The organism is Chitinophaga sp. HK235, assembly GCF_018255755.1.
Classification (GTDB): domain Bacteria; phylum Bacteroidota; class Bacteroidia; order Chitinophagales; family Chitinophagaceae; genus Chitinophaga.
In genome coordinates this window covers 1,908,686-1,930,390 of sequence record NZ_CP073766.1, presented here as the reverse complement: position 1 = coordinate 1,930,390, position 21,705 = coordinate 1,908,686, and the positions used below count along the sequence as shown (strand labels likewise).

Annotated in this window: 14 protein-coding genes and 1 tRNA gene; 13 read left to right on the top strand and 2 right to left on the bottom strand. The window is 48.8% G+C overall.

The features are described 5' to 3' along the window. Positions 1 to 177: 177 nt before the first annotated feature. The 3 genes from KD145_RS06075 to KD145_RS06065 all read left to right on the top strand — a co-directional run bounded on the left by KD145_RS06075 (position 178) and on the right by KD145_RS06065 (position 5,598). Positions 178 to 3,351, top strand: coding sequence for a TonB-dependent receptor (locus tag KD145_RS06075; protein WP_212005014.1), 3,174 nt, complete (start codon positions 178 to 180; stop codon positions 3,349 to 3,351). A 12-nt stretch (positions 3,352 to 3,363) separates the two neighbouring features. Next, positions 3,364 to 4,857, top strand: a complete 1,494-nt coding sequence (locus tag KD145_RS06070) for a RagB/SusD family nutrient uptake outer membrane protein (RefSeq protein WP_212005013.1) — start codon at positions 3,364 to 3,366, stop codon at positions 4,855 to 4,857. Between the two features lie 87 nt (positions 4,858 to 4,944). After that, positions 4,945 to 5,598, top strand: a complete 654-nt coding sequence (locus tag KD145_RS06065) for a hypothetical protein (RefSeq protein WP_212005012.1) — start codon at positions 4,945 to 4,947, stop codon at positions 5,596 to 5,598. A 77-nt stretch (positions 5,599 to 5,675) separates the two neighbouring features. On the opposite strand, the gene KD145_RS06060 is transcribed toward KD145_RS06065, so the two are convergent. Next, a complete protein-coding gene (locus KD145_RS06060) occupies positions 5,676 to 7,190 on the bottom strand; it encodes a glycoside hydrolase (RefSeq protein ID WP_212005011.1) in 1,515 nt (504 codons plus the stop codon). Between the two features lie 384 nt (positions 7,191 to 7,574). Here KD145_RS06060 and KD145_RS06055 point away from each other — a divergent pair, with 384 nt between their 5' ends. From KD145_RS06055 to KD145_RS06025, 7 genes are all read left to right on the top strand, one after another. Continuing rightward, positions 7,575 to 8,291 carry a hypothetical protein gene (locus KD145_RS06055; protein ID WP_212005010.1) on the top strand — a complete coding sequence of 239 codons (717 nt, stop codon included), beginning with the start codon at positions 7,575 to 7,577 and terminating at the stop codon, positions 8,289 to 8,291. Between the two features lie 88 nt (positions 8,292 to 8,379). Continuing rightward, positions 8,380 to 10,080 (top strand): aspartate-alanine antiporter, encoded by a 1,701-nt coding sequence (aspT, locus tag KD145_RS06050; RefSeq protein WP_212005009.1) that lies wholly within the window; start codon positions 8,380 to 8,382, stop codon positions 10,078 to 10,080. A 40-nt stretch (positions 10,081 to 10,120) separates the two neighbouring features. Then, on the top strand, positions 10,121 to 11,767 hold the full coding sequence (aspD, locus tag KD145_RS06045) for an aspartate 4-decarboxylase (RefSeq protein WP_212005008.1): 1,647 nt from the start codon (positions 10,121 to 10,123) through the stop codon (positions 11,765 to 11,767). Positions 11,768 to 11,795: 28 nt separating this feature from the next. Then, positions 11,796 to 12,845 (top strand): type II asparaginase, encoded by a 1,050-nt coding sequence (locus KD145_RS06040; RefSeq protein ID WP_212005007.1) that lies wholly within the window; start codon positions 11,796 to 11,798, stop codon positions 12,843 to 12,845. A 178-nt stretch (positions 12,846 to 13,023) separates the two neighbouring features. Next, positions 13,024 to 15,402: an ABC transporter permease gene (locus KD145_RS06035; protein ID WP_212005006.1), complete on the top strand. Its 2,379-nt coding sequence runs from the start codon at positions 13,024 to 13,026 to the stop codon at positions 15,400 to 15,402. A 39-nt stretch (positions 15,403 to 15,441) separates the two neighbouring features. Beyond that, positions 15,442 to 16,590 (top strand): putative sensor domain DACNV-containing protein, encoded by a 1,149-nt coding sequence (locus KD145_RS06030; protein WP_212005005.1) that lies wholly within the window; start codon positions 15,442 to 15,444, stop codon positions 16,588 to 16,590. Positions 16,591 to 16,623: 33 nt separating this feature from the next. Then, positions 16,624 to 18,669 (top strand): TonB-dependent receptor, encoded by a 2,046-nt coding sequence (locus tag KD145_RS06025; RefSeq protein WP_212005004.1) that lies wholly within the window; start codon positions 16,624 to 16,626, stop codon positions 18,667 to 18,669. An 18-nt stretch (positions 18,670 to 18,687) separates the two neighbouring features. On the opposite strand, the gene KD145_RS06020 is transcribed toward KD145_RS06025, so the two are convergent. Further along, positions 18,688 to 19,695: an RNA ligase (ATP) gene (locus KD145_RS06020; protein ID WP_212005003.1), complete on the bottom strand. Its 1,008-nt coding sequence runs from the start codon at positions 19,693 to 19,695 to the stop codon at positions 18,688 to 18,690. 150 nt (positions 19,696 to 19,845) lie between these two features. On the opposite strand from KD145_RS06020, the gene KD145_RS06015 reads away from it, so the two are divergent. From KD145_RS06015 to KD145_RS06005, 3 genes are all read left to right on the top strand, one after another. Continuing rightward, the gene (locus KD145_RS06015; RefSeq protein WP_212005002.1) at positions 19,846 to 20,880 is read left to right on the top strand and encodes a hypothetical protein; all 1,035 of its coding nucleotides are present in this window, start codon (positions 19,846 to 19,848) and stop codon (positions 20,878 to 20,880) included. A 78-nt stretch (positions 20,881 to 20,958) separates the two neighbouring features. Then, positions 20,959 to 21,450 (top strand): DinB family protein, encoded by a 492-nt coding sequence (locus KD145_RS06010; protein WP_212005001.1) that lies wholly within the window; start codon positions 20,959 to 20,961, stop codon positions 21,448 to 21,450. A gap of 125 nt (positions 21,451 to 21,575) precedes the next feature. Then, a tRNA-Lys gene (locus tag KD145_RS06005) sits at positions 21,576 to 21,651 on the top strand. Positions 21,652 to 21,705 lie beyond the last annotated feature (54 nt).

Here is a 21,705-nt window from a genome sequence, read left to right as displayed (position 1 = left end):
AAAGCAGGAAATGCTGTGAACATTTCCTGCATTAAGGTAAAAAAACAATGCGCATCCCCTTTGGCCAGGCGGTAGTGGCATTGCTATTTTCTCACCCTTCATTACAAATTTATGCAAAATGTCAACCAATCGCATCGCTGCCGGCGAAGAACGGCGGTACTAAAGCCTCTATTCATTATGAAGCTATCTTTCTTTATTGTTTTACTCTCCTGTTTGCAGGTGGCCGCTACCGGTTATTCCCAGCGCCGCGTGACATTGCAGGTCAAGGATACGGAGATCAAAAAAGTGCTGGACCGCATCTCCGGTCAGACCGACGTGCGTTTCCTCTACAGCGACCGTAAGGTAGATCTCCACCGGAAAGTAAGCATCCACGCAGAAGATGAGCCGTTACCATCCCTGCTCCATAAGGTGCTGGCAGGTACCGGCTTCACCTATAAAGAGCTGGAAAACCGGCTGGTAGTCATTCTCCCAGAAAGTGCCGAATGGGAAAATATCCAGGTAAAAGGCCGGGTGACAGGCGCCGATGATGGCGTGCCGCTCCCCGGTGTGACCGTACAGGTGAAAGGCACCACCATCGGCACACTCACAGACGAAAACGGGAATTTCTCGCTCAACGCGCCTTCCGGCGGAACACTGCTGTTTCGCTATGTAGGCTATGATCAGCTGGAGATACCGGTGAAAAGCACCCTGCAGATACAACTCAAAAAATCCTCCAGTGCCCTCACCGAAGTAGTGGTAATAGGATATGGAGCTACGCAGAAAAAAGATCTCACCGGTTCTGTGGTGAGTGTTACACCAAAAGATTTTAACAAAGGCATCATCAGCAACCCTGTACAGGTTTTACAAGGCAAGGTGGCAGGTCTGGTAATCAGCAAGCCCGGCGGCAATCCCAACGGAAAAGTCAGCATCCGGCTGCGCGGTGCTTCTTCCCTCTCAGCCAGCAGCCAGCCCTTGTTTGTGGTAGATGGTATTCCCGGTATAGACATCAACGTGGTACCGCCGGATGATATCGTTTCCATCGATGTGCTCAAAGATGCCTCTGCTGCTGCTATCTACGGTTCCCGTGGTGCCAATGGGGTAATCATCGTTACCACCCGTCGTGGTAAGGAAGGAGCCCCGCAGGTATCGTACAGTGGTTATGTTGGCTTTGACCATATCGCCAATACCTATGATGTGCTTAGTGCTGACCAGTACCGTAAATATTTAAAAGACAATAATATCGATCCTGCGGGTTTTGATCTGGGCTCCAGCACCAACTGGCAGAAGGCTATTACCCGCACCGGTGTGAGCCACAATCACAACCTGTCTATGGGCGGAGGTAAGGGAGATACCCGCTACAGCGCCTCTGTCAATTATCTCAACAATGAAGGCGTGGTAATCAATTCCGGCCTGGAAAGGATCATCGGCCGTATCACCCTCGACCAGGGCATCTTCGACAACCGCCTTCGTATAGGCTTGTCCATGAATTATGTAGGAGAGAAAAATAAATACCAGGGCACAGACCCTGATGATAACGGTGATAACCGCATCTGGGAACAGTCTATCGCCTACAATCCTACCGCACCGATCTATAAACCGGATGGCTCCTATTTCGAAAAACTGGATATCAACGATAACTACAATCCCGTAGCACTGGCGAACCAGATCAAACACCAGCGCGCATTCAACAAGTTTATCGGATCAGCCAAAATCACCTACGATATAACCAAAAACCTGACCTATGACGTGTTGCTCGGACTGGAAAGAGCTTCCAGCGATCGCGGACTGTACTATTCCAAAAAGTCACCGGTCATAGAAGGGGCCGGCAGCAATGGTACCGCCACCCGCGAATCCAAAACATGGGACAACAAAACGCTGGAAACCTATTTCACCTATGGCAAACAATGGCAACAGCATAATCTGAAAGTGACGGCTGGTTATTCCTATCAGAACTTCTACAATAACTTTATGAATGCCGGCAACTCCCAGTTTGTATCTGATATCTTTGGTTACAACAACCTGGGCGCTGGTCAGGCTGATCTGCCATCCGTAGGATCAGGAGCAGGGGAGAACTCCCTGGTGTCTTTCATTGGCCGTGCATTTTACAGCTATCACGATAAATACCTGCTCACCGGCACCATCCGCCGCGATGGCTCCACCCGTTTCGGAAAAGACAAAAAGTGGGGTACCTTCCCCTCTGCATCGTTCGCCTGGCGCATGACCCAGGAGCCTTTTCTGACTGGCAGCAAATGGCTGGAAGATCTGAAACTCCGTGTAGGCTACGGCGTTACCGGCAATCAGGAAATCGACAACTACAAATCTCCGCTGACCTACGGTCCCGGTGGTAAAGTGCTCGATAACGGCCGTTGGGTGACTGCCTACACCATCGGGCAGAACGAAAATCCCAATCTTCGCTGGGAGTCCACTGCACAATTCAACGCCGGCATTGACTTCAGCGTGTTCAAAGGCCGCCTCACCGGCACCATTGAATATTATAACAAACGGACCAAAGACCTGCTCTTTAACTACAATGTTCCTTCGCCGCCATACCTATATCCCACTATCCTGGCCAACGTAGGTCAGATCAGCAACAAAGGTATTGAGCTGTCGCTGAGTGCCGGCGTGGTTGAAAAAAAGGATTTCAGCTGGAATGTATCGTTTAATATCTCCCGTAACTTCAACGAAATATTATCCATCGCCAACGACCAGTTCAAGAGCGATGCCATCTATTCCGGTACTGTGGGCGCCCGCGGCCTTACCGCAGTGCAGATTGTAAAAGTGGTGCCGGGTTATTCTATCGGTACTTTCTATATTCCGCAGTACGATGGCGTAGATGCCAATGGCAACCAGCGTTTCAAAGACCTGGATGGCAACGGCTCTTTCGATTTCCGCAGCGACAGCCGTGTGGCCGGTAATGGTCTGCCCAAATACCAGGCTGGCCTTGCCAATACCTTCCGGTACAAAAACTTCGACCTCAACTTCCTGTTGCGCAGCCTCTTCGGATATCAGATCTTCAACGCCACCGAACTGGTGCTGAGCGACCGTTTCAGCCGCCTGCCCGGCAGAAATGCCATGGCTAAATATGCAGACAGTAATATCCGCGGTACCTATGTGTCGGATCGCTTTATTGAAAACGGCGCTTTCCTGCGGCTGGACAACTTCACCCTGGGTTATAACATCCCCGCTGCCAACAGTAAGTGGTTTGCCAATCCGCGGGTATATGTATCAGGGCAGAACCTGTTCATCCTTACCGCCTATTCCGGTCTGGACCCTGAGCTGCCGATAGATGGCCTGGCGCCTGGCATTGATAACCGTAACGTATATCCGAAAACACGGTCCCTGGCTGTGGGCTTTACGGTGAACTTTAAATAAAAAATGACAACCATGAAAACAAGTATCCTGAAATATACACTACTGGCGGGCCTGGCCTGCTCTCTCTTCAGCTGTACCAAACTGGACGAAACATTTTACGATAGAGGTACCGACGATAATTTCCTGAAAACGGAAGATGAACTCAATGCCTTTGCCAACGGGGCTTACGCCAATTTACGCAAGTACCGTGATGCCTATTGGAAAATGAACGAGGTGACCACGGATGAAACCACCGTGCCTTCCCGGGGCGCCGACTGGAACGAAGGTGGACTGTGGCGGGTGCTGATCAGTCACCAGTTTCCGGTGACCCACCAATATATCAATGATATGTGGAACAGCATTTACCGCGATGGTGTAAATCCTGTCAATGCCATCCTGCAAAAGCTGGAAGGTTCTTCGATACAGCTGCCCACCAAAACGCAGGTAGTGGCCCAGATGAAGGTGCTGCGGGCATTTCATTTCTACCTGGCCATGGACGCCTTCGGCAACATCCCCATTGTTACCTCCTTCAGCCAGACCGAGCCGCCTAAAAACACTCCACGGGCGCAGGCCTTTACATTCATTGAAAAAGAAATACTGGATAATATTAATGCACTCCCTGCAGAACTGAACACCCGCAACTATGGCAAAGTGACCAAAGGAATGGGTTTTATGCTGCTGGCGAAGTTGTATGCCAACGCTGAAGTATATACGGGAATGCCACGCTGGAATGATTGTATTCGTATGTGCGATTCCGTTACCAAACAGGGCTATCAGCTGGAAGCCGATTATTTTGCCAATTTCTCCACCCACAACGAAACATCCAAAGAGAATATTTTTGTAGTGCCATACGACGCCATCAATGCTAAAGGCATGATGCTACATTATCTCACACTGCATTATAACAGCCGTTATACCTACGGTCTGCCCAGTTCACCCTGGAATGGATGGTGCACGCTGAAAGCACATTATGAGTCATACGATAATGATGATAGACGTAAAACCATATTCCTCGTGGGGCAGCAGTACGCACAGGACGGTACCCCGCTGAAAACAGAGCAGGGGGCGCCGCTCATCTTTACGCCGGAAATCAATGATCTGGCCAATGCAACACAGACGGAAGGGGTACGGATCGTAAAATATGAGATTGAGAAAAACACCCCGTATGCCGATCAGAATAATGACCTGGTTATTTTCCGCTATGCAGATGCATTGATGCTGAAAGCGGAAGGTCTGTTGCGGACGGGTCAAACCGGACCTGCCCTCAGCCTGGTAAATGAGGTACGCGCTCGCAATTTCGCTGTGAGCAAGCCGCTGGTGGCGCTTACACTGGATGATCTGCTGGCCGAAAGAGGCCGTGAGTTTATCTGGGAAGGCTGTCGCAGACAGGACCTGGTCCGCTTTGGTAAATGGAACAGCGCATGGCAGTTCCATCCTGCCGATCCCGATTTCCGTAAACTGTTTCCCATCCCGCAGGCCCAGCTGGACGCCAATCCTAACCTGCAGCAGAACCCGGGATATAAATAATGTATTAGTAGGTTGTTAGATAAAAACAAGAAGCCGGGTATCGTCCCGGTTTCTTTGTGTTTAGAATTTTTCTATTTTCGTACTACCATGCTTTACAAAAAAATCTATCTACCGTTAATGGCCTGTGCCATGGCTGCCTGCAGCAAATCTGACAAAGAAAAGGCGAATGATACTGACCCTGCTTCGCTGAATAGTGTTTCCGTTATTATAGAAGGAGATGTGACCCAGAGCATCAACCAGCGGGGAAAAGACGTGAGCGTTGGGCTGCTGAAGTTTACCCAGACATCGCTGGAAGGTTTTGGTGTAGGTGGTACTGTCCTGAACAGTTCCGGCAACCCTGTGTTATCTACCTCCACAGGGCTGATGGCCTTACAATTGAAAACCGGCATTGAACAGAACGGAGTCGGCGGATCGGTAACTGTGGAGGATAATGCAGGTAAAAGAGACTTCTCCGGTATGTTGTATTATTTGTATTACGACACAGACCCCGGGCAGAAAAACAGTAAATCCTATATCACACTCAATGCCGTACAGGATACAGCTAATTTGCTGAAGCTGAGCGGAGAATTCCATTATAATGCTGCGTATGCTCCAACACCGGAGTCTCAAGACTGTGTGCTGGATGGTGTTAAGAACAGCGGCCGTATTCCGGCGTATAATCCTGATATCTGCGGCGCCAAAAAGGTAAAAGTGACGGGACGTTTTACTATCTATCTTGATAAAATTATTCAGCAGAAATAACTACTGCACAAAAAAAATATAGCCCGGCGTTTTGTTCTGCAAAACGCCGGGCTATATTTTTTATATTTAATTATTTCCTAGATAGCATTGCCTGTAAAGGTGATCACGCTGGAAGGCGGTACCACTACTACAAAGCCGCCATTGGCTGCAGGCGATATCGGAGCGCTTTGCTGCCAGTGCGCGCTGGAGTTGTCGGCAGTGAGGTAGCTTGTCAGCTGGCTGGAACTAAATCCGGACAAGTTGAGTCTGCAATGTGTTTCTGACCCACCTGGGTTAACAATCACCACACTGAATTTACCGGTAGCCGGGTCTTTCCAGGCAGATACCTTTAATGTGGAATTGTTGGCCAGGGCGGAGTTGAAACGGTAATAACCAGCATGTACAAACCGGGAGTACTGTCCCATTACATCATATGTTTTAGGGTAGTCCAGTGATCCGTCTCCATTGGTGCAGATCAGCGATTCGTTGTTACGGATGGCCAGCATACCCAGCCAGTACACATAGGCGTTGACGTTACATTCTGCCAGGAACTTATGCATGTTGATTGCCAGCTTAAGACCACCGGTCATGGTATTATCATATACCCCGGAATCATCGGATGCTTCGGTCATCCATACTGGTCTGTTGCCGGTAGCATAGTTCCAGGTAACAGGGTTGGGGTTTAAACCTCTTTTACCTAAAATCAGGTCACCGATCTCCACATAACCATGGCCAGCCAGCACATCTACATTGCTTTTGTCCATACCAGACAGGAAGCTGTTGGCGGTGCCCCAGGCTGCATTTTCAGAAGAGATAATTTTAACGGTATTCAGTCCTTTGGCGTTTAATGCCGGCCGGAGATTATTGGTGATGAACTCACCCAGGTGACCAGCTGTCCAGTAAGAGGCGGCCCAGTCGGAGAATACATTCTCCGGTTCGTTGCTGGGGGAGATGCCGTAAAAATTGATACCCTCGTTCTGATAGGCTTTGGTGAATCCTGCCAGGTAATTGGCAAAATCTGTAGAGCAGCAGCTATAGTTGAGACCATTGAAGTTTTTGCCGCTTTCGCTGTTGGGGTTTGTTTTCATGGACAGTGGTGGTGTCCAGGTGCTGGCAAACATAATCGGTGTCTGGTAGCGTTCTTTAACCTTTTTCAGAATCCACAGCTGCGCCAGTTGGGCTTTCTGTGCGCTGGTAAGCGCCTGGTATCCTGCACTGGTGATATCCATATCAACGCTTGTTCCTGCAGGCTGAATGGTAACGGTACCGGTGGTTTTGTCAAAAGGATAATTATACATTACTTCCCCACGGATCATGTTTAATTGCAAGCCGTCTGTTCCCCACAGCTGCTTCATGATGCTGTCCCGTTTGGGAGATTCAAAAAATGGAGTGGCACGTCCTGCAAAAGCGCCGAATCCTTCTAAACGTTGGTAGGTGGTGCCCCAGTTAAGGGTGATGGTGGCGGTGTCCAGACTGATGGCAGCAGCAATACCGGCTTTTGTGTCCAATTTGCCAGGCGTGTCACGGAGGTTGTCCTGCATGTTTTTAGCACAACCAGTGGCCAGAACCATCGCCATAAAGGGGAGGGAGAGTCCTTTCAGATTTTTTTTCATTGTTAGGGTGGGTTTGGGTTTATAAAAATAGGATTAGAGACTACGGGAATACGAAATTTAAAAGTTAACAGAAACTATACTTTTTCTCTATTGTTCACCTGCACCGGAATATAAAATATGACCCTACAGCACATTTCCGGGTAATTTCTTCCTAAGATAGAAAATTTTTGTTAACAAAAACTATACTTGTGGGATAACTTAGCAATTAGATAATAATGTGGTGAATATTACATTTCTCGTATAGGGGTGAGGGGTAGTAGTGGTATCCATAGCATAACAGGGACGATTGCTTGGATATATGTTTAATGATAGTAATTTTGGATATCTTTTTTAGATAACCCGACTGATTTTTTACGAATTTTTCAAGTAGCATATTGTTTCCCTATGTTGCCGGCTTTTGATCTGAATGCATATTTGTTGCCCGTAGCGGCCATTGTGACGATCCTCGTTGTTTTATGGCGCCATTTTTATACTCCTTCCGGAGATAATGCACTAGTAACACCAACACCACAACCTGCAATGGAGTGGAAACCGTTTGTTCGTGAGCATCCACCACTGGGAGAAAAACAACAGGCGGTCTTTATCCGGCAGCTGCTGGAGGTGGCTGCCTGGACGGCGCAGCTGGCAAAGGATTTTGATTATGAGCAGGGAGACTATTGTAAAGTATTCAGGCAAACAATTCCACAGATAAACGGGATACCTGCATTTTACTTTAATGATAAATTTGTGGGATGGAATATCGAACCGAATAAAGTAAATATAGGTGGATTGTTGGCAGATGCAATGGCAGCCCGGCAGGTAAAGGAATTGCCATCTTTACAGGAAGCACTGGATAGAGGTAAAGTAGTGGCAATAGAAACGAATAACTCTTTACTCGATGGAGGTTCTGAATGGGAAAGCATGGGTTATGTGGATTCATGGGACCTTCCGCCAATTGATACCTGGTTTTATTTATCAGGCAATGGTTATAATAATTACATACTGTATTGCTGGGTACCTGCAGCATTTGAAACGATCATGCAGAGAGCAGAGGAGGCTGAAATAATAGATAACTATGACTGGCCCGACCTGAAGCTGCTGTTGCCTAACGAATACTACTGAACTGCATACCCTTCGTTATCGAACAAAACGCAAAAGGCTCTTGTTTAAGAGCTTAGACCGAGCTTTTCTATAACGAAAATGACCATATATGCAGTGGATCACCCATGTACTTCAGCAGTATCCGGAACTGGCTATTTTCCTCACTATCGCGCTGGGTTTCGCTATAGGCCCTTTAAAAATCAAAACATTCAGTCTGGGTACTGTAACTGCTGTGCTGCTGGTAGGCGTACTGGTAGGGCAGCTGAAGATTGATATATCTCCCACGGTGAAGTCGGTATTTTTCCTGATGTTTCTGTTTGCAGTAGGATATAGTGTAGGTCCACAGTTTTTTCGTGGCCTGAAAAAAACGGGTTTGCCACAGATGGGATTTGCTGTGCTGATGTTGATCACCTGTCTTGTTTTTCCCTGGCTCTGTGCGCGGGTGATGGGGTATCACATGGGACAGGCAGCCGGATTGCTGGCCGGTTCACAAACTATATCAGCCGTGATAGGCGTAGCTGGTGATACCATCAATGGTTTACCGTTATCTGCTCAGCAAAAGCAGGAGTTTATCAATGCAATACCGGTATGTTATGCCGTGACTTATATCTTCGGCACAGCAGGATCTGCCTGGCTGTTGGCCAGTGTGGCCCCCGCTATGTTGGGAGGGCTGGAGAAAGTGAAGAAAGCATGTAAAGAGCTGGAAGCCTCTATGGGCGCCGGTGATGAAAGTGATCAGCCTGGTATGATTGCAGCAGACAGGGTGGTTATTTTCCGTGCCTATAAAGTTACCAGCGACTGGTTTGATAAAGGGCAAACCGTAAAGGCGCTGGAGGAGCGGCTGGCAGCCCATGATCTTCGTTTGTTTGTAGAAAAGGTGCGTCAGCAGAATAAAGTGGTGGAGGTGGCGCCGGATGTGGTGATCCATAAAGGAGACAGTATTGTGATCAGCGGAAGACGAGCCAATCTGGTAGGGGAATATGGGCTGGTAGGACCTGAGATTCAGGATGGTGAGTTGTTGCATTTCCCCGCAGAGGCGTTGCCGGTGCTGGTGGCCAAAAAAGAGATTGCAGGCCTTACAGCAGAAGAGTTGCGTGCAAAGCCGTTTATGCACGGCATTTTCATCCGTAGTATTAAAGCTGTTGATATTGAAGTGCCCGTGATGCCGAATACCGTGATTGAACGGGGAGACATGATAGAGCTGGTGGGCCTCAAAAAAGAAGTGGACAAGGCCGCACAACAGATAGGCTACGCTGACAGGCCTACGGAAAAGACCGATATGACTTTTGTTGGACTGGGTATTGTGATAGGAGGATTGATAGGAGTGCTGACGATAAGAATAGGTGGAGTGCCTATCAGTCTGAGCGCCAGTGGTGGTGCGCTGATCATCGGGCTGGTATTTGGCTGGCTTCGCTCCCAGCATCCTACCTTCGGGCGTATTCCTGCACCAGCCTTATGGGTGATGAACAATGTGGGGCTGAATATGTTTATAGCTGTAGTGGGCATCTCTGCAGGTCCCGGCTTTGTCGATGGATTTAAGCAGGTAGGCATAAGCCTTTTTCTGGTAGGAGCCGTTGCCACAGCGCTGCCATTGTTATCCGGCGTACTGATGGGCAGATATCTTTTTAAGTTCCACCCTGCACTGATACTAGGCTGTACTGCCGGTGCACGTACCACCACCGCAGCACTAGGTGCCATTCAGGATGCAGTAGACAGTAAAACACCTGCCCTGGGTTATACGGTTACTTATGCTGTGGGTAATACCCTGCTGATCATCTGGGGCGTCGTGATTGTCCTGCTCATGCAATAGCTGAAATATTTGTTAGTCATCTCCCCAAAACCATTATGCTATGGGACTTACAAAACTTAAAACCAGTAAAAAAAGAGAGCATATGCTGGAAAGCCTGAGCCCTTTTCAGTTGAAGGATAACCTGATCAAACTGGCGCAGGAGGAGAGCCGTCAAAGCACTACAGTGATGCTGAACGCCGGCCGGGGTAATCCCAACTGGATAGCCACCACACCACGCGAAGCTTTTTTTACGCTGGGCCTCTTCGGACTGGAGGAGTGCAGACGGGTAATGGACAATACAGAAGGGCTGGCTGGTATCCCGGAGAAAAAGGGGATTGCCAAACGTTTTGAAAAATTTCTTGCTGCCAATAAAACAGCGCCAGGTATAGAATTGCTGCAGAAAGTATATAAATACGGTATCAAACAACATAACTACAATCCGGATGCATGGGTGCATGAACTGGCGGAGAGTGTGATAGGCGACCAGTATCCGGTGCCTGATAGGATGTTGTCGCATATGGAACCTATCGTGCACGACTATCTTATGAAGGAGATGTGCAACGATGAACCTCCTTCCGGTAAATATGATCTCTTTGCCGTAGAAGGCGGTACTGCAGCCATGTGTTACATCTTTGATTCGCTGATGCAGAATTTTCTGATCAAAAAGGGAGATAAGATAGCGCTGATGGTGCCCGTGTTTACACCTTACATCGAGATACCCCAGCTGGAGCGTTTCGGCTTTGATGTGGTGCAGTTAAAAGCCAGCACGATGAACAAAGATGGACGTCATACCTGGCAGTATCCGGATAGTGAGCTGAATCAATTAAAAGACCCGTCTATTCGTATATTGTTCACCGTTAATCCCAGCAATCCGCCTTCCACCGCCATTGATCCGGATGGACTTAGCAAGATTATCAGGATTGTAAAAAAAGATAATCCTGGTTTGATGGTGGTGACAGATGATGTATATGGTACCTTTGTGCCGGGATTTCGTTCACTTATGGCTGCCATACCCTACAATACCATCGGGGTATATTCCTTTTCCAAATACTTTGGCTGTACCGGATGGCGCCTGGGAGTGATCGCTGTTCACAGGAAAAATATGTTCGACGAAAGTATCAGCCGTTTACCCGCGGCCAGCACCAAAGCATTGACAAAACGTTACGGTAGCATTGCGCTTGATCCGCAGCATATCAAATTTATTGACAGAATGGTGGCCGACAGCCGCATGGTGGCACTCAACCATACGGCCGGACTCTCTTTGCCGCAACAGACGCAGATGATGCTCTTTGCTGCCTTTGCGCTGCTGGATACTAAAAACAAGTACAAAAAACTGACGCAGGTATTGGTGCAGAAACGTCTCAGACTGTTGTGGGATGAGCTGGAAATAGCGTTGGTAAAAGATGCGTTGAATGCCGGTTATTATTCTGAAATAGATATACAGGTATGGAGTGAAAAAGTGTATGGAGAGAAATTTTTCATATGGCTGAAACAAAACTTCGAACCGGTAGACATCCTGTTCCGGCTGGCGGAAAGGACCGGAGTGGTACTATTGAACGGTGGCGGCTTTGATGGCCCGGAATGGTCTGTGCGTGTTTCGCTGGCCAATCTGCCTACAGCGTCGTATCCTTTAATCGGCAGACATATTACTGAGATCATGCGTGCCTATGCAGGCGTATGGAAAAGTAACGGAACCCTGAAAAAATAAATCTCTCTATTCATCAAAAAGTGGTTGTATGAAAAAACTGTTAAGTATCATTTGTATCCTGATTGTATGTTTTACGGTATCTGCGCAAAAACTTCCCCGTGTCAAAATACTGGCCACCGGCGGTACTATTGCCGGTAAAGGGGCGTCTGCCGACCGTGCGGCCTACAAGGCAGGATCCTTGCCTATCAAAGATCTCATTGAGGCCGTGCCGGGCATCGATAAAGTGGCAGAGATCTCAGGAGAACAGATCTCCAACGTAGGCAGTCAGGATATGACAGTAGACATCTGGATCAAGCTGAACAAACGTATCAACGAGATATTTAAAAACAATGAAGCGGATGGCATCGTGATCACCCACGGTACAGATACCCAGGAAGAAACAGCCTACTTCCTCAGCCTCACCGTTAGGTACGATCTGCCGGTAGTGCTTACCGGTTCTATGCGCCCGGCTACTGCTATCAGTGCCGACGGTCCCAAAAACCTGTATGACGCCGTTACGGTAGCAGCCAGTCCCAATTCCAGAGGCAAAGGTGTGATGGTGGTGTTCAGTGAAAATATCTTTGCCGGCCGCGAAGCGGAAAAAATCAGCACTACCCACGTAGATGCGTTTAAAGCTCCCAACACCGGACCAGTAGGACAGGTGTACGACGGCAAGGTGGTGTATTATATGCACGACCAGCGTAAGGGTAACAAAAATACACCCTTCGATATCACGGGCATGGATAAACTGCCTAACGTGGTAGTCGCCGAACTCTTTGCCGACGCGCCTTCCACTACTATTGATGCCTATATCGACAAAGGTGTGGATGGTATCGTGACCGCCGGACTGGGTAATGGTAACCTGAACAAAGTCAATACAGAAGCTGTAATGCGTGCTGTGAACAAAGGTATCACCATATGCCGCTCTTCCCGGGTGCTTACCGGCAGGGTGACCCTGTACGATGAAACGGACGACGCCAAACTGGGCACCATCGTAAGCGATGACCTCAGCCCCCAGAAAGCCCGTATCCTCCTGATGCTGGGACTCACAAAAACCAAAGACAAAAAGACATTACAGCAATATTTCTTTACTTACTGATCAATCCCGGAAATAGAATGGCCAGGACGCAAAGGATATCCTTTGCGTCTTTCTTTTTATATCTTACAGAAGCGGACAACGATTGTATCAAAACCGAACATATTTTATAATGTTTAATATAAAAGATCGTTGATCTGAAGCATTATCAGTTTGGCATTTTTCTTAGTTAACCTTTGGCATGATCAGAAACTACTTTAAGGTTGCCTGGCGCAACATTACTAACAATAAAGGGTACAGTGCTATCAATATTCTGGGCCTGTCTGCCGGCATGGCGGTGGCTATGCTGATAACGTTGTGGGTAGTCAACGAATATGCCTACGACCGTTTTCTGCCTGACAATAACCAGTTGTACAGAGTGATGCGCAACTTCGAAAATAACGGGGACACGCTTACTTTTAATACGGTATCCTTAAAGCTGTCGGATGTATTGCGTAGTGAGATACCAGAGATGGAGTATGTATGTGAAGCCGACTGGCTGAGTACACACGGGCTCATGGCAGGAGACCGTAAAGTGGTGATGGACGGTGGTGGCGTACAGCAGGATTTCCTGAAAGCCTTTCAGTTTCCTTTGCTGCAGGGCAAGGCTGAAACAGTGTTTCAGGACCCTTCTTCTATTGTACTGACAAAATCTGCTGCCGCAGCCTTGTTCGGCAAAGAAGACCCCATGGGAAAGATGGTCCGCGTTGACAACCGTGATAATTTCAGGATAACCGGTATCCTGCAGGATTTACCGGCTAATTCCACTTTTCAGTTTAAGTACCTCATTCCGTTCAGTTACTACGATCAAACGTCCATTTTTGTTAAAAACAGCCGCAGCGGAGGTTTTGATAACAATGCCTTTCAGATATTCGTCAAGTTGAAGGCGGGGGTTGACTTTGACCGGCTGGCGGCAAAGATTGCTTTTCTGGAAAAGCGGGAAAAGGGCAGTACCAATGCGGAGAAGTCGATTGTGATCCTGCAGGCGATGAACCGCTGGCATCTGTTTGGCGAATATAAAAACGGAAAGAATACAGGCGGGTTTATCGATTATATCCGCATATTCAGTGTAATAGGCGTATTGGTGCTGATCATCGCCTGTATCAACTTTGTAAACCTTACCACGGCCAGGTCAGGGAAGCGGGGCAGGGAAGTGGGCATCCGCAAGGCCATTGGGTCACAACGGTCGCAGTTGGTGATACAGTTTTTGGTGGAGTCATTGTTGCTCTCCTTTATGGCGTTAATATGTTCTTTGCTGATGGTATGGCTGCTGTTGCCTGCCTTTAACAGCATAACCGGTACAGCGGTGCACATGCCGGCAAGTAATGTGAGCTTCTGGGGCATCACCCTGTTATGTGTGGTGTTGACCGGTATTGCTGCCGGCCTGAAACCTGCGGTTTACCTGTCGTCTTTCAATCCGGTGCGAACACTGAAGGGAGCGGTGAAAACAGGACGGTCTGCCGTATTCTCCCGCCGGGCGCTGGTAGTGGTTCAGTTTACCTGCTCTATAGCGCTGGTGATCAGCACACTGGTGATCTACCGGCAAATGCAGTATGCCAAAGAGCGGCCTACTGGCTATGATGCAGACAGGCTGGTCATGTCACAGATGTCTTATGATCTGAACAAACATTATGATGTATTAAAGAATGAATTGTTGCAAAGCGGGCTGGTTTCTCAGGTAGCCCGGTCTTCCAGTCCTCCTACCACTATCAGCTGGCACAGTGACCTGAAATATTTCCCAGGCAAGCTGCCAGGGGAGACGGTTGAGATGGGGATGATCGTTATTTCCAATGATTACTTTTCAACGATGGGTATGAAATTGCTGAGTGGCCGGGACTATACACAGGGCCTGGCAGACAGCAACAGTGTAATCCTGAATGAGGCGGCCGTGAAGCGGCTCCGGCTGAAAGATCCGCTTAATGCGGAGATCAGGCGTGGAGAGAACGAGCGGTACCGGGTAATCGGCGTGGTGCGCAATGCGTTGATGCTGTCTCCGTTTCAGCAGGCTGACCCAACCATGTTTACCCGTACTTATGATGAAGGAGAGTATCTGTTGTACCGGCTGGCGCCGGGGGTAGAGCCACATAAAGCATTAGCAGGGCTGGAGACTATATTCAACAAATATAATCCTGCTTATCCCTATGTTTATGAGTTTGTAGATAAAGCATACAACAGTAAATTTTATCAGGAAGTGCTGACAGGAAGGCTTTCCGGGATTTTAGCCATACTGGCCATTGCCATTTCCTGTCTGGGGTTATTGGGGCTGGCCGCCTATATGGCCGAACAACGGACGAAGGAGATAGGGGTCCGCAAGGTGCTGGGGGCTTCTATTGTGCAGGTATGGTTCCTCTTGTCGCGGGATTTTATCGTACTGGTGCTGATCAGTTGTCTGATTGCGTCTCCGCTGGCGTTGTATTTCCTGCAGCATTGGCTGGCGCAGTATGAATACCGTATTAACATTGGTCCGGGCGTCTTTCTGGTGGCGGCAGTGATGGCACTGCTGATCACGCTGTGCACGATTAGTTTCCAGGCTATCAGGGCCGCAGTGGCCAATCCGGTAAAGAGCCTCCGTACAGAATAGGGAGCTTTCGTATATTTATGCCTGAAATCAATTGGGCATATGGCACTGACAACAGAATCGACATATCAGGCAGCATCTACAGTAGCCGGAATTATAGAAGCACATTTTATAAAACATCTGGAGGCCGCGAAGGAAGAAGGGACAGATAATCTGGCTTCCATACCGTCTGCCCGGATAGTGGAGAGAATCATCGATGTGGCTTTCTGGGCGAGCCTGCGGAGGGAAGAGGGCAATGCCACCCGGATGTCGCTGGCGTTTGTCGACCCGGCACAGGCGGGCAAACCGTTGTTGTTTGAACAACCGCTTCCGCTGAATCCGCAGGTGCTAACCAAACTGGCGCCAGGAGTGGAAAGAGCTGGTGTGCATGTAGGTATCTGGCACGACGGAGATGAGCTTTATATATGGGGCACTACCATCAAACTGCCTAACTACTGTTTTGTACTGGACGTGTCCGAGCCGGGGCTGCTGGTGGTTAAACACCGGCGTGTACTGGGGCTGGGCAAGTTTACCAATGTGGCCATGCTGAAAGGTGACCAGGTGAAGGTGGTGGATGAAACATCGGGGATGAACACCTGTAGTCCCGGATTACTCAGGTCTCTGCTGGGGCTGGACACTTCCACGCTCTGGAGCAATCCCGAAAATGTATTGATACAGATAGCGGTGTCTATGCGGGCACATAAACGCGGTGGTATCCTGCTCGTAGTACCCGACAACAGCTCTTCCTGGAGAGAATCCATCGTACAGCCGCTACAATACCCGGTATCACCGGCATTTGCCGGAGTGGCCGATCTTGTCAGACAAGACAGTTCCACCGTCAGCGAATTATACTGGCAGAACGCATTACGCCGGGAGGTGGAAAATATCAGTGGCCTCACGGCCGTAGATGGCGCTACTATCATCAATAAACATCATGAGCTGCTGGCTTTTGGCGCCAAAATCACCCGTGCAGGCAATTCTTCTCCCGTAGAAAAAGTGCTGATGATGGAACCGGTGATGGGCGGCAGTCCTTCGTATGTACATCCTTCCAGTATCGGCGGTACCCGCCATTTATCGGCCGCACAGTTTGTGCATGATCAGCACGACGCTATTGCGCTGGTAGCTTCCCAGGACGGTTATTTTACCATTTTCTCATGGTCGGGGACCAAACAGATGGTACAGGCACACCGGGTAGATATCCTGTTATTATAATCCATACCTGCTGCAAACAGATAAATCAACCGAATGAAATTCCCTTTGCTGACCACTGTATCGTTGCTGTTTGCCCTGCCACTGGCCGCTCAGCAGGATACCCTGCATGAGCTGCAGGAGGTAGTGGTAAAATCCTATCTTTCGAAAGAGACATTATTACGTATACCCACTGCCGTTAGTGTGCTGTCACCGCAACAGCTGCAGTTGCAGCAGGGGGCTTCCCTGGTGCCGGCGTTCAACAGCATTGCCGGCGTGCGCATGGAGGAACGTTCGCCCGGCAGTTATCGTTTATCCATCCGCGGTAGTTTGTTACGTTCTCCTTTTGGGGTCCGTAATGTGAAGATATATATGGACGAGATCCCGCTCACCGACGCAGGCGGCAACACTTACCTGAATCTGCTGGACCCTTCGGTGCTGAGCCGTGCCGAGATATTAAAAGGTCCGGATGGAAGCCTGTTTGGCGCCAATTCAGGCGGAGTAGTGCGACTGGATGTATTACCCCTGCCCGGCGACAGTAGCCGGTTGCAGGCAGGTGTGCAGGGAGGGAGTTATGGCCTTTTACATGCTTCGGCTGCTTATCATCAGCAGCTGGGCAACTATGGTCTACAGCTTTTCCAGGGCTATCAGCAGGCAGACGGATACCGGCAGAATACCGCTTTACGCCGCTCTTACTCACAGATCGGCCAGCGTTGGGAATATAAGCCAGGTTATGTATTGAAGATGCTGGGTTTCTATTCTGACCTGGGCTACCGTACTCCCGGAAGCCTCACCCTGACACAGCTGGGACAGGACCCCAGGGCTGCAAGACCCGCTACCAACACACTACCTGGCGCAGTAGCACAAAGGGCCGGTATCTACAACCGTACCGTCCAGGGTGGCCTGATTCATGAAGCACAGCTGAGCCCCCGCTGGCAGCATGTGTTTACCGTTTTCGGAGCCAACACCCATTTTGAAAATCCTTTTATCACCAACTACGAAGCGCGGGATGAAAATACAGCCGGCTTCCGCACCTATCTGTCGTGGACCAATCATCCCGCCACCAGCGCTCCGTTGCACTGGCGATGGCAGGCCGGTGTGGAATGGGAACAGACCCGATACGATATTATTAACTACGGTAACCGGCAAGGCAAGCGGGATACCATACAGGCAGCGGATAAACTGACTGCAGGACAATACTTCTATTTCACCCGTTTTCATGCCCAGCTGTATCGCTGGACCATGGAGGCGGCTGCCAGCGTCAATTATTATCATTACACCTATAACCGCAACGGGCGTACGAACGTAGCCTTTACACCACAACTGATGCCCCGCATCTCTCTGTCTTATCTCATCAATGATCAGCTGACAGGGCGGATGAGTGTGAGCCGCGGTTATTCACCGCCAGCCACGGCGGAAGTAAGAGCTTCCGATAATATCATCAACACCTCTCTGGCTCCGGAAACGGGCTGGAACTATGAAGCAGGGCTACGCCTGCTGCCGGCATCCAGGCGTTATATGCTGGACCTGACCGGCTTCCATTACCGTATGACAGATGCCATCGTGCGAAAGTTGCATGACAACGGCACGGAGTTTTTTGTGAATGCCGGTGGTGTTAATCAGACCGGTGTGGAAGTAGAAGGCAGGTTACAGTTGATAACGCCGCGTTCCCATGGGGTAATAAGAGGACTGGAGCTGCATAGCAGTTATACATGGAGTGATTTTTATTTCCGGGATTATATAAGTGGTGGTAAGGATTTTTCCGGCAACAGGCTGACCGGTGTGCCCCGGAATGTAGTGGTGACGGGGCTGACGCTGTATTTGCCGAAGGCTGTGTTTTTGTATATGTCGCATAATTATACCGCCACTATTCCCCTGAATGATGCCAACAGTGCCTATGCGCGTGCGTATCAGCTATTGCAATGCAAAGCTGGCTGGCATCTTCCTTTCTCTCATAAATATCATCTGACACTGCAGGCAGGAGCTGATAATCTGCTGAACCAGTCGTATAGTCTGGGGAATGATCTGAATGCAGTAGGGGAGCGGTATTACAATCCCGCACCGGGACGTACGTATTTTGGAGGTATAAGTGTGGCGCTGTAAAGTACAGCGCCACAGCCTTTAGTTTTCGTTGAGCAGAAATTTGTTGGATATCGCCTTGAAGGATATACGTCTGTCTGCAGAACGTATCACCAGTCCTTCCCGTTCTACGTGTTTGCCTGCAGGGCTTAGCACAGAGGCGCCTTCCGCAGTCAGCAGCAGCTGGTGTACGGTTTCAGGTAGTGTGAAGGCTTCGTCCAGTATAGGAACATGTTGCAGTTCCAGTTGGTGTATCATCTCCTTAAAAGCTTCCAGTGCCAGGTAAGTGTACGCATCGATATCAAAAACGTTGAAAAAACGAACGCTCTGCGCCCTTATACCGTAAGGGTTTCCCTGTACACCTTCTCCGATGAGCTCTCCCTGAAGAGCGATGTTTTTGCCCAGAGCAGCCAGTTTGGCCGGAAGGTCCAGCTCTCTGGCTACTTTCCAGAAAGAATTATCAGGTGTTTCTTCCAGGTCCAGGTTACGGGAGCATACGCCAAACACACCATCGCGGTAGTAGTAGGTGGCGGAAGAGCCATCCAGCTTTTCAGTCACATAAAATGTATGCTGCCGGTACTTTTCGTATTCTTTGCTCAGGTTCTGTACCCTTTCTTCATCTGTTTTAGGAATAAAAGAAGGGAAGTTACCTCTGGCTACACCGGCCAGGGAGGCGGGTACCGGAGGTTCGTATTTAACGATGCCCAGTATGGCGGACACATCTTCTCCTAACGTATACGCATATCCGGAGAGTACAGATACCGGCAGGAGCAGGCCCTGGGATATCTGCCCACGCAGTCTGATGGTCTTCAGCCGGAAGCCGGGTGTATCTCCCATTTTTCTAAAGGAGCTTTTACGCAGGAATTCAAATTCCTCTTTCTCGGGCAGGAAGGAGTCGATCTCACAATAGATAGCGTGGTCGCCTACCTGGTATTCATTCTTTTTAACAACTAATTTCCACCCTTTTACAGTGGCTACTTCGATAAGATCAGCGCCTTCAATGGGCTGCAGGTCGTCTATCACAACGGTAGACGCCAGTTTATGTTCCATGTTGATGTTTGGATTGATGTAAGGTTAACAAAAATATTAGGGCGCAAAAATATATTTAAAATTGATATTTGAAAACTTTACTGCGGAATTTTTTTTCAGTGAAGCGGTGTAATTACTCCTATTTTTGCGGCATATCAACAATAGGTTTTCATGACCGAACGCATCATACAAACGAGATATCTTGAAAAACTGTTCCGTGCTTTGCAGGAAGAAGAAAGTCATCATTTTCATCTTCCGGTGAAAGGCTTGAGGGCAGACATCACCGCTTTGCTGGTACATTTACCGGCCTTTAAAACGATGGAAGGGCAAGTGTTTGAAGCAAATGGCTTCAACAGTCCGGAGGCTTTTCTGGCCCAGGTACAGCAAATGCCAGGTGAGGCTGTTATGAAAGGAGACGATGTGCTGGTGATCTATTATCCGGTCGATGTACCGGCAAACAAATTTGAAACATTGGTGGTGTTTTCTACCAGCAATGGTCCGGTTGTTTATTATCTGCCTGTATATCAGCCACAGGATATGGTCCGGCAGTTGAGCACAGCGGTGCCTGTCAATACACTGAACGAGGAGGCCCGTGCTCATGTACTGGAGCACCTGGAAATAGCCATGATAGCCTTGTTGCGCGAGTTTCATATCTCCATCGCCCGCGCAGTGGTGATCCCGGATATTTTACAGCCCCGCGCTCCGGAAGAAGAGATAACCGCCTTAAAAAAGCTGATTACCTTGTTGGCCCAGGACGTATATGAAGAAGACAGCGATCTTGATATTATTGCACATGCCCTCTATCACGCTTTGTCAGCCCCGTCTTCTTTTGCGGCCTTCCATCCTGATTTTTTTGAAGAAGAGGAGATGATAGAAACAGATGAAGAAGGGCTGGGCCTATTCCGTTATGTTTTGCAGAAATTTGTGCCGACCGTCTACAGCGCCCCTGAATTTGATGCAGCAGACATAGAGTATTATATCACCGAACTAACCGGCGAAGACTTTGTGCTGGCCCTTCCGGAAGAAGAACCACAAGGCCGCCAGTTGTTCCCTTTTGTACAGCAACAGCTGACCACTACCGGCTGGCAACTGATGAATATGGATACAGCGGCAGACAGCTACTGTTTTTTTGTGGTCAAGCTGGAAGATGTATCCACCGTATTGCAGTTGGCCCGTCAGTTTAACCTCGATATAGAACATTTATAAAAAAATTTTTGTTGCTACTGACATAGGGTTGTCACATCGTTATTCTTACTTTGTTATCACAAATAAAATGTAAATACTATGTCTGTTATTCAATCACTACTGCAGGAGATGGAGCAGGAATCGCTCACCACCCGGAAAATGTTATCACGTGTGCCGGAAGACAAATACGACTGGCAACCACATCCTAAGAGCATGACGCTGGTGCAGCTGGCTACGCATGTGGCGGAAATGCCCAACTGGATAGGCATGACGCTGAATACTCCCGAACTGGATTTTGCGAAACAGCCATATACCCCCGTATCCATCAAGAACGGAGAAGAGCTGATGAACTACTTTGAAACTTCACTGGCAGATGGACGTAAAGAGCTGGCAGCAGCTACACCTGCACAGCTGGAAGAAACCTGGACACTCCGTAGCGGAGACCAGATCTTCAGCGAAACATCCAAAGCTGTTTTCCTCCGTATCACCTATTCCCAGATCGTACACCACAGAGCACAACTGGGCGTATACCTGCGACTGCTGGACATTCCCATCCCAGGAAGTTATGGTCCAAGTGCAGATGAACATTAATCTTTCAGGCTGCTTACTACCGGTACGGGCTCCGGTGGCAAGCAGCCTTTTAAATTTTATATGAGAAAAATTTTGCAGAATGAAAATAATTTATACCTTTGCAATCCCTTACAAAAACAGGGAATGATTCCGTAGCTCAGTTGGTAGAGCAATACACTTTTAATGTATGGGTCCTGGGTTCGAGTCCCAGCGGGATCACCAGATACTTTCAAAACCTGCACCTGGTGCGGGTTTTGTTGTTTTGGGTGAGCGTTT